At 58.4% G+C, this 12,243-nt stretch carries 12 protein-coding genes and 1 pseudogene; 8 read left to right on the top strand and 5 right to left on the bottom strand.

Annotation, left to right across the window (positions count from 1 at the left end; genetic code table 11):
* The first annotated feature begins 2 nt into the window (after window positions 1-2).
* The 6 genes from folB to KUL77_RS09780 all read left to right on the top strand — a co-directional run bounded on the left by folB (window position 3) and on the right by KUL77_RS09780 (window position 4,227).
* The gene (folB, locus tag KUL77_RS09805; protein WP_297146408.1) at window positions 3-365 is read left to right on the top strand and encodes a dihydroneopterin aldolase; all 363 of its coding nucleotides are present in this window, start codon (window positions 3-5) and stop codon (window positions 363-365) included.
* Window positions 362-1,066, top strand: a complete 705-nt coding sequence (locus KUL77_RS09800) for an SDR family oxidoreductase (protein ID WP_297146405.1) — start codon at window positions 362-364, stop codon at window positions 1,064-1,066. The genes folB and KUL77_RS09800 overlap by 4 nt, the downstream gene beginning before the upstream one ends.
* Window positions 1,067-1,074: 8 nt before the next feature.
* A complete protein-coding gene (locus KUL77_RS09795; protein WP_297146402.1) occupies window positions 1,075-1,557 on the top strand; it encodes a 6-carboxytetrahydropterin synthase in 483 nt (160 codons plus the stop codon).
* Window positions 1,554-2,741, top strand: a complete 1,188-nt coding sequence (locus KUL77_RS09790) for an SAM-dependent methyltransferase (RefSeq protein ID WP_297146400.1) — start codon at window positions 1,554-1,556, stop codon at window positions 2,739-2,741. The genes KUL77_RS09795 and KUL77_RS09790 overlap by 4 nt, the downstream gene beginning before the upstream one ends.
* A 74-nt stretch (window positions 2,742-2,815) precedes the next feature.
* Window positions 2,816-3,151, top strand: a complete 336-nt coding sequence (locus KUL77_RS09785; RefSeq protein WP_297146397.1) for a VanZ family protein — start codon at window positions 2,816-2,818, stop codon at window positions 3,149-3,151.
* Window positions 3,152-3,171: 20 nt separating this feature from the next.
* Complete coding sequence (locus KUL77_RS09780) at window positions 3,172-4,227, top strand: heparan-alpha-glucosaminide N-acetyltransferase domain-containing protein (RefSeq protein WP_297146394.1); 1,056 nt, start codon at window positions 3,172-3,174, stop codon at window positions 4,225-4,227.
* Here the strand turns inward: KUL77_RS09780 and KUL77_RS09775 are convergent.
* The 5 genes from KUL77_RS09775 to KUL77_RS09755 form a co-directional block, all read right to left on the bottom strand.
* On the bottom strand, window positions 4,217-5,437 hold the full coding sequence (locus KUL77_RS09775; RefSeq protein ID WP_297146391.1) for a multifunctional CCA addition/repair protein: 1,221 nt from the start codon (window positions 5,435-5,437) through the stop codon (window positions 4,217-4,219). The two genes, KUL77_RS09780 and KUL77_RS09775, sit on opposite strands and share 11 nt — an antisense overlap.
* 6 nt (window positions 5,438-5,443) lie before the next feature.
* Entirely contained in the window at window positions 5,444-6,391 is a 948-nt protein-coding gene (locus KUL77_RS09770) for a ribokinase (RefSeq protein WP_297146390.1), read from the bottom strand.
* On the bottom strand, window positions 6,391-7,671 hold the full coding sequence (locus tag KUL77_RS09765; protein ID WP_297146387.1) for a nucleoside permease: 1,281 nt from the start codon (window positions 7,669-7,671) through the stop codon (window positions 6,391-6,393). The genes KUL77_RS09770 and KUL77_RS09765 overlap by 1 nt, the downstream gene beginning before the upstream one ends.
* A gap of 90 nt (window positions 7,672-7,761) precedes the next feature.
* Window positions 7,762-8,901: a GGDEF domain-containing protein gene (locus tag KUL77_RS09760; RefSeq protein WP_297146385.1), complete on the bottom strand. Its 1,140-nt coding sequence runs from the start codon at window positions 8,899-8,901 to the stop codon at window positions 7,762-7,764.
* A gap of 44 nt (window positions 8,902-8,945) precedes the next feature.
* Window positions 8,946-9,506: a TMEM165/GDT1 family protein gene (locus tag KUL77_RS09755; RefSeq protein ID WP_297146383.1), complete on the bottom strand. Its 561-nt coding sequence runs from the start codon at window positions 9,504-9,506 to the stop codon at window positions 8,946-8,948.
* 339 nt (window positions 9,507-9,845) lie between these two features.
* On the opposite strand from KUL77_RS09755, the gene KUL77_RS09750 reads away from it, so the two are divergent.
* Together KUL77_RS09750 and KUL77_RS09745 are read left to right on the top strand one after the other, a co-directional pair.
* Window positions 9,846-9,980: a hemin uptake protein HemP gene (locus KUL77_RS09750; RefSeq protein WP_297146476.1), complete on the top strand. Its 135-nt coding sequence runs from the start codon at window positions 9,846-9,848 to the stop codon at window positions 9,978-9,980.
* Window positions 9,981-10,034: 54 nt separating this feature from the next.
* Window positions 10,035-12,177, top strand: a pseudogene (locus tag KUL77_RS09745) (TonB-dependent hemoglobin/transferrin/lactoferrin family receptor).
* The last annotated feature ends 66 nt before the right edge of the window (window positions 12,178-12,243 follow it).

The following is a 12,243-nucleotide window of genomic DNA, read 5'->3' as shown; positions in this document are numbered from 1 at the left end:
CTATGTCCGACATCATATTCATTGAAGGCCTGCGCATCGATGCCCTGATTGGGGTGCACGACCGCGAGCGCCATGCCCCCCAGCCACTGCTGCTGGATATTCAGATGCGTTTTGATACCAAGGTGGCCGCGGTAAGCGACACCTTGGCCGACGCGCTCGATTACGAAGCCATTGCCAATCGGTTGGCCGACTATGCAGCGCAAACCAGCTTTATGTTGGTGGAAACACTGGCGGAAGCCTGTGCATCGCTGATTCTGGAAGAGTTTGGTGCTAAAGGTGTGCGCTTGAAACTCTCCAAGCCGGAGGCCATGAAATCCGCCAGTGCGGTGGGTGTTGAAATTGTGCGCGGGAGTTTTTCCACATGAGTGTGGTGCTGGTGACTGGCGCATCGCGTGGAATTGGTCGCGCGATCGTCACCCGCTTTGCTCAGGCCGGGCATACCGTGATTGCTTGCGCGCGCGGGCAGCAGGGGTTAGATGCGCTGCAAAACGCTTTGCCGCAGGTGGTCTGTGTGGCGTGTGATATGCGCGATGATGTGGCGGTGGATGCGTTAGCGCAGCGTGTGCGCGCGCAGTACGGCGGGGTAGATTTGCTGGTGAATAATGCAGGGGCGTTTCGCCCTGGCAGCATTGCCGAAGAAGACGATGGGGTGCTCTTAGAGATGCTGCAGGCCAATTTGTTTGGTGCCTATCGGCTGACAAAACGGCTGCTGCCCCACATGATCGAACGGCGTAGCGGCATGGTGCTCAATATCTGCAGCACGGCCTCGGTTGCTGCCTATCCTAATGGCGGTTCTTACAGTATCGCCAAGCACGCACTGTACGGTATGACGCGTAATTTGCGTGAAGAAATGAAGCCGCATGGTGTGCGCGTGGTGGCGTTGATTCCGGGCGCGACCCATACTGATTCGTGGGCCGGTGTGAACCTGCCGGTAGAGCGGTTCATGCCTGCTGAAGATGTGGCAGAAGCGGCATGGATGGCGTGGAATTTATCGTCGCGTAGCGTTGTTGAAGACATCGTTCTAAGGCCACAGAAAGGCGATATTGGTGAGGCCGATTTTCAATGAATGATGTGGTGACCATTCGCTTGGCCAAGCAGAACATGAAGTTCTCCGCGGCGCATTTCACAATTTTTTCCGCGACAGAGCGCGAGCGCCTGCATGGGCATAACTTCATCGTGGAAGTGGATCTCCATGCGCATATGCTGGGTAATGGACTGTGCTTTGACTATGGCATCTACAAAGATCGCGTCGTAGCGCTGTGCCGCGAACTCAACGAGTGGATGATCCTGCCTACGCAGTCGCCGCATCTACAGATTGAAGACGCAGGCGAACAGATCATTGCTGTGTTTAACGGGCAACGTATTCCTTTTTTGAAACACGACGTGAAACTGCTACCCATTGCCAACGCGACCCTAGAAGAATTTGCCGCGTGGTTTTTAGTGCGTTTGAGCGAAGACCCTGAAGCGCTGCGCGCGCACGCAATCGATGCGATCGAAGTGCGCGTTCTATCCGGCCCGGGGCAAAGTGCCGGACGCAGCGCGAGGTTTTCTCGATGAGTACAACTCTACCAATGCCGAGTGCCGATGCGCAGGCGCATAGCGCGCATATGCGTGAGCTGATTCAAGAGCAGATCATTGCCGCTGGCGGCAGCATCCCATTCTGGAAGTATATGGAGCTGGTGCTGTATGCACCCGGCTTAGGCTATTACAGTGCGGGTGCGCATAAGTTTGGTGCAGGTGGTGACTTCACCACCGCACCCGAGCGCTCGCCGCTATTTTCAGCCTGCGTGGCCGATGCACTTGCGCCGGTACTGCGTCAGTTGGGGGACGAGGCCGTGTTTGTCGAGCTGGGCGGCGGCAGCGGTGCGTTTGCCGAAGCCTGCCTGCTTACCTTGCAGCAGCGCGGCATACTGCCCGCGCGCTATGCTCTGCTTGAACCCAGTGCGGATTTGCGCCAGCGCCAGCGCGAACGCCTGCAGGCGCAGCTACCCGCAGAGGTGTTTGCTCGTGTGGAATGGCTGGATGGCCCGATCCAAACGCCTTGGCGCGGTGTGCTGTTTGCCAATGAAGTGATCGACGCACTGCCCACGCCGCGCTTTGTCATTCAAGATGATGAAGTGTGGGAAGAACATGTTGGCTTGGATGGTGAAGGGCGATTTGTCGTGCTTGAAAAACCGGCCGATGCCATGCTGCAGGCAGCAGTGCGCAATGTGCAGCAGCGCCTGTCGGAACCGTTGCCAGAAGGCTATCGCAGCGAAGTGTTGGCGCAGCTTCCGTACTGGGTACAGGCGGTGATGGGTGGTTTGCAGGCTGGCGCGCTACTGCTCATAGATTATGGTTATGCGCGCGGCGAGTACTACCTACCCGAACGGCATACCGGCACGCTACGTGCGTTTCGTCAGCACCATGTCACAAACGACGTGTTTGCTTGGCCAGGGCTACAGGACATCACCGCCTCGGTGGATTTCACAGCGCTAGCGGAAGCAGGTGTGGGCGCTGGGTTTGAATTTTCTGGCTATTGTTCGCAAGCCAGTTTCTTGTTGGGCAATCGCCTGCAAGAAAACCTGCAGGAGGCCGAGGCACAGGCGGCCGATGAAGCGGCGCGGCATGGCTTACGTCAGCAAGCCAAAACACTCACGCTGCCTAGTGAAATGGGTGAACGCTTCCAAGCGATTGGTTTTCATCGTGGTGTAGATTTTGACCCCGCATTTTTGCTGGGTGATTTGAGTCACCGCTTGTGAGTGCGCGAACAACACCGCGCTTCGGACGCTCGCTAAAACCCTTCCGCTATCCGATGCTCTGGATGGGGTTGTGGATGCTGACGATCGCCCTTGTGGTGGCAGGGTCTCTGCTGCCGGGTAAAGATTTGCCTGCGGTGCCGATCAACGACAAGCTCGAGCATTTCTTGGCGTATGCCGTGCTGTCGGCCAGCGCCGTACAGCTGTTTGTTCGGCGCTTGTCATGGGCTTTCGTGGCCGTACTCTTGGTGTTGATGGGGATTGGTCTGGAGTTTTTGCAGGCCAAGATGGCGCTAGGGCGGATGCTGGACCGTGCCGACGCACTGGCCAATACCATTGGTGTGCTGTTGGGGCTGGCCACAGCATTCACACCGATGCGCGATATCTTGCTTTGGCTGGATCGACGGCTTTGATTTAACAAAGGGGAAAACAGATGGGGATAACGGGGGAGCAGTTACGGCCGAAACGCTTCATTTCGGTGGATGTGCTGCGCGGCTGGGCGGTGGCGGCGATGCTTCTGGTGAATTACCCCGGAAGTTGGGCGCATGTATTTGCGCCACTTGAGCATTCCGAGTGGAATGGCTTCACCCCAACCGATCTTATTTTTCCCAATTTCTTATTTGTGGTGGGCGTGTCGATTGCCTTGGGGCTGCGGCCGGGGGCATCACTGTTGAAGGTGTGGACGCGCGCGCTGCGCTTGGTGGTGGTGGGAATGCTGCTCTATGCCGTAGCGATGTGGGGCTACGACAAAGATTATTTCCGCATCTGGGGTGTTTTACAACGTATTGGTATTTGCTACGGCATTGCGGCAACGCTCGCACTGGCATTAGGCGCGCGCGCGCAGTGGGCGGTGATCGCGGGCTTACTTTTGGGTTACTGGGCGCTGCTGGCGGTAAGTGGCGGTTACGCGCCATTGGATAATCTTGCCAGCCGCGTCGATACATGGCTGTGGGGCGTGCATAACTACCAGTTCGATGCAGCAACAGGTAAGGGGCATGATCCAGAAGGCTTGCTCAGTACGCTACCTGCGATTGCGACAACACTCATAGGTGTCCGCGCTGGGGGCTGGCTGCGCGAACGAGGAATGACGCATCTGCTGATGTTGGGCGTGGCTGCGTTGTTATTAGGGTGGGGGTGGTCGCTTGCCATGCCGATCAATAAAAATCTGTGGACATCGTCGTATGTGCTGTATGCCGCAGGTTGGTCGCTGCTGCTGCTAGCGCTGTGCCATTGGTTGTTCGACCAGCGCCAGTGGCCACCGTTTGGACGCAGCATGGGGATCAACGCGATTACCGCCTATGCAGGCTCTTGGCTGGTGGCTTGCGTATTTGAAAAGTGGGGTGTGTTTGGCGCGGCCTATACGCAGCTTGCTGAGCTGTTGCCGACGCATGAAAAACTCGCTTCGCTTCTCGTAGCGGCCATGTTTGTGGGGCTTTGGTGGCTGCTGATGTGGGCGATGGAAAAGAAAGGCTGGCGCGTTACGATTTAGCTACAGCAATGGCGGCAATGCGCGCCTTGCGCAGCGCCTCACCGAAGGCGGGGCCGGTAATGCCTTGTGCGGCGATGGTGTCGCTGCGTACAGCCAATGCGGAAGAGAATAGCTGCTGCAGCCTGTCTGCTTGCGGGTATGGTGTTTCTTCAAACCCGGGGCGGCCGCGTGCATCGGCTGTGCAAGCGGCCGCCAATTGTGCGATGCGCGCAGGTTTACGGAAGCCGTCGCAACGGGCGATCAGGTCGTGTACGGTGGCGGCTTTAAGCTCGTCAATGCGATGAATGTTCAAATGCTCGCGCGCACAGATGACCGCCAGTTCGCGATGCTCAGTGGGGACTTTTAACCGTTCACTCAGCGCTTGTGTGGGCGCTACTCCGCGCTGTTCGTGCATGATGTGGCGCGGCCACTCAGCAGCGGGTGTAAGCGCTTTGCCTAGGTCGTGGCAGAGCGCCGCATAGCCGACTAGGTCATCGCCCGGAGCAAGCCGGGCTGCGGCATTGCACACGAGTTCACAATGGATGCCGGTGTCCACTTCCGGATGATAATCCGCACGTTGCGGAACGCCGTAGAGGGCGTCAACCTCGGGTAAAACCACGGCAAGCGCATTGCAGTCGCGTAGCGTACGTAAGAACGCACTTGGAGCCGCGCTGCGCAAGGCTTTGCTGAGTTCTTGCCAGACGCGTTCGGGCACCAGCGCACTGAGCTCGCCGCTGCTGGCCATCGTCCGCATGAGTTCTAATGTTTCCGGTGCAATGCGAAAGCCGAGCGCGGCAAAGCGCGCCATAAAGCGCGCCGCACGTAGTACGCGCAAGGGGTCTTCGGTAAAAGCATCGCTCACATGGCGAAGGACGCGCGCATTGAGGTCGGCAGCGCCGTGGAAGGGGTCCACTAGCTGGCCATCGGCTGCTTGGGCAATGGCATTGATGGTGAAATCACGGCGGCGCAAATCTTCTTCCAATGTCACTGTTGGTTCGGCGTGCACCACAAAGCCGGTATAGCCTTTTCCCGATTTACGCTCGGTGCGGGCCAGCGCATATTCCTCGCCGGTGTCTGGGTGCAAAAAGACGGGGAAGTCGCGCCCCACTTGCTTAAAGCCCGCATCTAATAAGTCTTGTGCGGTTGCGCCCACCACGACATGATCGCGGTCGCCGGGGGCAAGCCCCAATAAGCGATCGCGAACTGCGCCGCCGACGAGATAAATCTGCACGCTGCGTTAACCGACTGCGAGCACCGGCATGGCAAGCGCTGCACCTTTGGTTTCGGTGGAGCGCGCCGCGTAGCCGGTGGCGAAGCGAACGTGTTCGATAAAGGCAAGCGTGGGGCGCTGCGCCAGCGATGAGGCGAGTGCGCCGTTAAAAGCATCGCCCGCGCCGGTAGTATCCACCACGTTCGCGGCTTCAGCGGGGACGCGATAGAACGCCTGAGCGTCGCCGTGCAGCTGGGTTTCTGTATGGGAAACGAAGCAGCCGCTTGAGCCCAGCGTTACAACGACACTGCCCTCGGGCAGAAGGTCGCGGCAGAGCGCGTGCAAGCACGGCTGGTCGATACTGGCAACGTCGTCGGCTTCAACGCGCTCGCCCACATGGCGGCTGAGTAGCGCAGAAAACTCGGTTTCGTTGGGCGTCAAAATATCCGCGCGGTCTAGCATGGCGCGGTCGATGGTGACGTTGGCAGGGGCTGGGTTCAGTAGCGTCGTAGCGCCGCACTGGCGGCCAAGTGTAAGTGCATATGCGATGCTCTCCAATGGGGATTCCAGCTGCGCCAGCACAACATCATTGGCGCGTAGCCCCTGTAACGCATGCGCAACAAACGACGGCTGCAGATCCGCATTGGCACCCGCACCGATCACGATACAGTTAAGCCCATTGGCATCCACATAAATGCCCGCCGTGCCGGTGGGTGCAGTGCTTTCTGCGGCGCTCAGAAATAGTCCGTCTGATTGGCAAAGATCGCGCGCAAGCTGCGCGCCAAGATCAGCACCCAGCGCGCAGACAAAGTGCGTTTGTGCGCCGCTGCGGCGTGCGGCAATCGCCTGATTAAAGCCCTTCCCACCGGGGCCGGTGCTGTAGTGGCCACTCAGCGTTGCACCTGCCTGCGGAAGGGTCGGCACGCGCCAAACGTGATCGACATTGAAAGAGCCGGTAATGAATACGGTAGCCATTACGGGTTTTCCACGTCGGCCATGCCGTGCGCAGGCACCGCTTTGTGCGGGGTGTGGCGGTGCTTGAACAGCGGAATAAAGGCGGCCGCCATCGCGAGGGCGTACAGGGCGAAGCAGATCCAAATGCCCTGCCAATTTTTGACGCCTGCCGCATCGGTGAAGAAGTGGTCGATCACAAAGCCAGCCACGAGGCTGCCCAGCACCGCGCCGATGCCGTTGGTCATCAGCATGTACAGGCCCTGCGCCGACGCGCGGATTTTCGGGTCGGCTTGTTGTTCAACAAACAGGCTGCCGGAGATGTTGAAGAAATCAAAGGCCATGCCGTACACGATGCACGACAGCACAATCATCCATAGCCCCGGCCCGGGGTTGCCGTAGGCAAATAGGCCAAAGCGCAGGAACCACGCCAGCATGCTGATGGTCATCACCGTTTTGATGCCAAAGCGCTTGAGGAAGAACGGGATGGTGAGGATGAACAGCGTTTCGCTGACCTGCGACAGCGACATGATGATGGCCGGGTATTTCACCGCCAAGGTGTCTTTGTAGGCGTCCACATTGGCGAAGTCGTGCAAGAAGGTGTCGCCATAGGCATTGGTGAGCTGCAGCGCCGCACCCAGCAGCATCGCAAAGATGAAGAACACCGCCATATTGCGGTCGCGAAATAGGCGGAAGGAAGACAGTCCCAGCACGTCGATCATCGAGCGGTTTTGCGTTTGCGTGCCAAGCGTAGGGGGGCAGGGCGGCAGGGTGAACGCATACAGGCCCAGCGTTAATGAGGCGGCCGAGGCGATATAAAACTGCCCGGACGAGGTTTCAAGCCCGGATAGACTGGTGGTCCATAGCGCGGCGATAAAACCCACCGTGCCCCAGACGCGAATGGGTGGGTAGTCGCGCACCACATCGAGCCCGTCGCGCTTGAGCGCGTTATAGGCCACCGCGATCGCCAGTGAGATCGTGGGCATATAGAAGATCATCGTTACCAGCATCACCCAGAACATGGTGTGCGGGTCGTTCACCTGCGGCACGTAAAACAGCATGCCCGCGCCAGCGATATGCAGCATGCCGTACAGCTTTTCGGCATTGATCCATTTATCGGCCACCACGCCCATGAGCGCGGGCATAAAGAGCGCAGAAATGCCCATCGTGGAGAAAATGGCGCCAAAACTCGTCCCCGACCATTGTTTGTTCTGGAACCAATACGCGCCGATAGTGATCAGCCAAGCCCCCCAAATAAAAAACTGGAGGAAATTCATCAGGGTTAGGCGTAGCTTCAAATTCACTCAATACTCCAAGACGCGGTGGCAACGGCCACTTATTAGTGAAGGTTAGTCATGGTGGCGGGTGGCGGCAAGCGTTGGGCGCGGCTTTATTTACGTTTCCCGCACCACCACGCGGTTGCGGCCTTCCAGTTTGGCCTGGCGCAGACGCAAGTCGGCGCGGCGGAGCAACTGCGAGAGGTCGTTCCCGTCTTGCGGCCAGCTGGCGATGCCAGCACTAAAGGTGAGCCGGATAGGGGTGTCTCCCGGCTCAAAGACGAAAGGATGTGCGGCAAGATTGCGACGCAGCGTTTCTAGTTGTTCCCAAGCCCGCCCAGTGGGGTGCGGCAGGAGCAGTACAAATTCCTCACCACCCAAGCGAATCAGCCAGTCATCTTTTTGCAGATTGGCGCGTAATACGTCCACCGCGTGACGAATGGCGCAGTCGCCGGCGTAGTTGCCGAGCTCATCGTTGATGCGGCGGAAATAATCAAGATCGATCAAGCTGACCGAAAGCGAGCCACCGTGGTTGCGTAATTCTTCCAGTAGGCTGGGCAGACGGTGGGTCAAGAGCGTGCGGTTGGGAAGCCCGGTGAGGCCATCGGTGCCGGAAAGCTCGACCAAGCGTTGCATGCGGTACACCACAACCATCGTGATGGCGGTCATCACGGCAATCAGCATCAGGCGCTGGCTGACATTGGAGACGCGTACTGTGCCGTAATCGGGCGAGGCTAAATGTTCGGGCGTGCTGGCTAAGGCGAATACGGCCACCGCAAGGAGCGCATATTGCAGCATGGCCATCAGCCCCGCATAAAACGTGAGCCTGCCGTCGTTACGTAGCGCGGTCATGGCGATGGCAAATAAATAGAACGCCCATACCACCATGCTATTCAAGCCGGTCGGTGGCGAGCTGATCGCGAGCAAAATCAGCACAAGCGTGGTCATGCTTACGTCGTAGCCGGTGGTGAGCCACGGAAGCCAACGGTAACGCCGCTGGTGGCGGGCGAGGGCAAGCAGAATCTGCGATGCGAACACCGTCAAAATAACGCCAAAGACACCCGCCACGCCTTCGGTGGGGGTGTATTCGCCAGTCACGATATTGATGAGTGGCAGCACCAAAAGCGCCAGTGCCAGCGCCGCACGCAGTTTGGCAACCAGCAGCTCACCGCCAGCACCCAGCTCCAGCATCAGTGTGTCTGGCGGTGCGGTGAGACGCTCCCACAGCTCGCGTAGGTTTGGTCCGATTGGATTCAAGTGGCCCCCTTGTGGGCCCAGCATAATCGGCTAGGGGGCAGGACTCAAACGCCAGCGAACAGCGCCCAAAGCCCTAAAATTAGGAATAGGCCTGCGGCTGCAAAGCGGGCGGCCTTTAGCGGGAGTTTGGCCGCAAAACGGCTGCCTAAAAGCACCACCGGGACATTGGCAATCAGCATGCCCACCGTGGTGCCGGCCACCACTTCCCACAGCGGCTGATAGCGCGCAGCCAATAGCACCGTGGCGACCTGCGTTTTATCGCCCATCTCGGCAATAAAGAAGGCGATCACCGTGGCGATGAACGCGCCGTGCGCGGGCAGCTTGGCGTCGTCATCTAGCTTGTCTGGAATGAGCGTCCACAGCGCAATACCGATGAAACTCACCACGATGATCCAGCGCAGCACATTGGGTGTGAGCCAACTCGCCGCGAGTGTGCCCACCCATCCGGCAAGTGCGTGATTGAGCAGCGTGGCCACCAAGATGCCAAACACAATGGGCCAGTGATGGCGAAAGCGTGCGGCAAGCAGGAGCGCCAACAGCTGCGTTTTATCACCAATTTCTGCCAATGCCACGGTGCCAGCAGAAACAAGTAAAGCATCCAACATCGAAGAACTCCGGGCCGGGCATTGAGTCAAAAAACACGAAAGCAAACGCCACGTCGCCCGGCTGGGTGCGCGGTGTCTGCCTTCGGTCTCACCCACACAGCTCTTGATGAGGTGCTGCACGCCATGGCCTGCGGGCCAAGAATGTTGACGTGCAAACTGCAGCTTATGCCGCAGCAGGCTACTCCCCGGAGGAAGGAGCGAAATTATAAAAGATATAAAACGCTTGACTGAAAAATGAGAATCATTACCATTATCATTCTTCACACTGCCGTCACACTTATGTCTGACTCCGCCACGCCACTATCGAATAGCTCGGAAGCGCAGGGGCTTACAACGCCTATGCGCATGGAGCCGCGCGTTGTCCTTGATAGCCACAAGCTTTTGCAGGGCGAAAACGAGGTGCTGATTCAACACGGCAGTGAGGTTTATCGGCTGCGGCATACGCGCAACGGCAAGCTGATTTTGACGAAATAAGGCGGCGAATCTGCATTCGCCCACACGCGCTTAAAAATGGATAGGAACAATTCAATGCGTCTTTGTGTTTTAAGTTTGGCCTTGCTCGCTGCGCTGGCAGTCCCTGCACACGCCGAAGACGGCCCCGCCAGAAGCGCTGCCGCAGACAACCAAGTAAAAGCCATGGATCGTGTCGTGGTGATCGCCACGCGCACCAAGTGCGCCTTGGCTGATGTGCCCAATACTGTGGACGATATCGACCGCGCGCAGATGGATGCGCGGCAAGTGCATGATCTGAAAGAGCTGTTTCGCTACGAGCCGGGGATTACCGTCACCAGTGGCTTTGGCCGTTTTGGCATTGGCGATATCCGCGTGCGTGGCCTCGGCGGCAACCGCGTGCGTATTCAAACCGATGGCATCGTGGTGCCCGATGCGTTTTCGATTGGCAGCTTCTCAAATGCCAACCGAAATTTTGTGGATCTTGAAACCGTTAAGCGGGTGGAAGTGGTGCGAGGCCCCACCAGTTCGCTATATGGCTCCGATGCTTTGGGCGGGACGGTGGCCTTTGTTACGCGGGATCCGGAAGACTATTTAAGCGGCGACAAGCGCAGCCATGTGGGTGTCAAACTAGGCTTCGATGGTGCGTGGGATGGCCGCTTTGCCGGAGCAACGGTGGCGCAGGCGGGTGAGCGCTGGTCGGGTATGCTGGCGGCCTGATTCCGCGAAGGGTATGAGACCAAGAATCAAGGTGAGGTCGGCGGAACTGGCAGCAAACGCACCCTGCCTAATCCGCAAGACCGCGATGGCCGTAGCCTGCTCGGTAAGTTGGTGTTTACACCGAATGCGCAGCAGCGCTGGCGACTGACGCTGGAGCATAACGAGGACAGCACCGATACCGAGATGCTCACCTCATTGGGTTTGAACGCCATGACTGGCGAGACTAATACACGGGTGACGGCGCACGATACGCAGGCGCGTACGCGGGTTTCGCTGGGGCAAGACTGGGTGCTGGACAGTGCCTGGGCCGACACCATCGATTGGCAGATGTACCGTCAAAACAGCCGCACCATGCAGTACACCTACGAAGCGCGTGATCTGCGTGCGCCCACGCTGAAAGATGTACGCGAGCGCTGGTTCCATTTTGATCAAACCGTTCTTGGCCTGCAGCTCAATGCGCAAAAATCGCTGCAAATTGGCAGCGTGACCCACGACTTCGCCTACGGCGTGGATTTTGCGCAGACCAAAACCGAACAGCGTCGCGACGGTTTGCGCAGTTTTCCGCTGACCGGAGTCGGCACGCCGGTGATGCCGCCGGATACCTACCCGGTGCGCGATTTCCCCTTAAGCACCACGCGTAATTCCGCGTTGTATGTGCAAGATGAAATCGGTATCAACGACGGCAAGCTGCGTATCGTGCCTGCCATTCGCGTGGATCATTATGAGCTTTCGCCGAAGCTTGACCCCATTTTTGAGGCAGGCAATCCGGGTGTGGCTGTGATGGGGCTGCGCAAAACCAGTGTGTCGCCCAAACTCGGCGCCGTGTGGCACTTCCAGCCCGATTGGTCGGTGTTTGCCAGCTTTGCGCGCGGCTTCCGCTCGCCGCCCTATGCCGACGTCAATATCGGCTTCACCAATGTGCAGATGGGCTATACCGCCGTTGCCAATCCGAATTTGAAGCCGGAAACCAGCTTCGGCAGTGAGATGGGCCTGCGCTACACCGGGCAGCGCGTCTACGCCAGCCTCAGTGGTTACGACAATCGCTATCACGATTTCATCGAATCGTTCATGTTTGTTGGCATGACTTCAGAAGGGCTGATGGCGTATCAATCGCAAAACATCGCTAAAGCGCGCATCTATGGCGCCGAGCTAAAAGCAGGTGTGGAGCTGGGTAAGGGCTGGTCGCTGCGCGGTGCGGCTGCGCTGAGTTGAGGCGAGGATCAAACCGCCAACCAGCCGCTTCTCCGGGCATCGCAGCCGCGTACCGGAAGCGGTGCCGGGGACGCAGTACTATCAATCGCCGGGCTACGGCGTGGTCGATTTTTATGCGCACTGGACGCCCATTCCGCGCTTAGAGCTTGGGCTTGGCGTGCGTAACCTGACCGACCGCACCTATTGGATGGCGGGCGATATCCCGCTGGTGAGCTCTAATAGCGCTACGTTAGATCGCTATACCGGCGCAGGGCGCACGCTGTCGGCATCGCTTGCGTGGTCGTGGTAATGCTTACTTATTTGAATCAAGGGGTTTTTATGTCGCACCGCTTTGCTCGTCGTTTTTCTCTGCGTT

The sequence above is a fragment of the Thermomonas sp. genome (assembly GCF_019104945.1).
Taxonomy (GTDB): domain Bacteria; phylum Pseudomonadota; class Gammaproteobacteria; order Xanthomonadales; family Xanthomonadaceae; genus Thermomonas.
Note: the sequence above shows the minus strand (reverse complement) of the source record. Positions and strands in the feature narration are given on the sequence as shown.

What these genes read in the sequence shown, in the direction of transcription:
- folB (WP_297146408.1), top strand. Translation starts at nt 3, where the DNA reads ATGTCCGACATCATATTCATTGAAGGCCTGCGCATCGATGCCCTGATT.
- KUL77_RS09800 (WP_297146405.1), top strand. Translation starts at nt 362, where the DNA reads ATGAGTGTGGTGCTGGTGACTGGCGCATCGCGTGGAATTGGTCGCGCG.
- KUL77_RS09790 (WP_297146400.1), top strand. Translation starts at nt 1,554, where the DNA reads ATGAGTACAACTCTACCAATGCCGAGTGCCGATGCGCAGGCGCATAGC.
- KUL77_RS09785 (WP_297146397.1), top strand. Translation starts at nt 2,816, where the DNA reads ATGCTGACGATCGCCCTTGTGGTGGCAGGGTCTCTGCTGCCGGGTAAA.
- KUL77_RS09780 (WP_297146394.1), top strand. Translation starts at nt 3,172, where the DNA reads ATGGGGATAACGGGGGAGCAGTTACGGCCGAAACGCTTCATTTCGGTG.
- KUL77_RS09770 (WP_297146390.1), bottom strand. Translation starts at nt 6,391, where the DNA reads ATGGCTACCGTATTCATTACCGGCTCTTTCAATGTCGATCACGTTTGG.
- KUL77_RS09755 (WP_297146383.1), bottom strand. Translation starts at nt 9,506, where the DNA reads ATGTTGGATGCTTTACTTGTTTCTGCTGGCACCGTGGCATTGGCAGAA.
- KUL77_RS09750 (WP_297146476.1), top strand. Translation starts at nt 9,846, where the DNA reads ATGCGCATGGAGCCGCGCGTTGTCCTTGATAGCCACAAGCTTTTGCAG.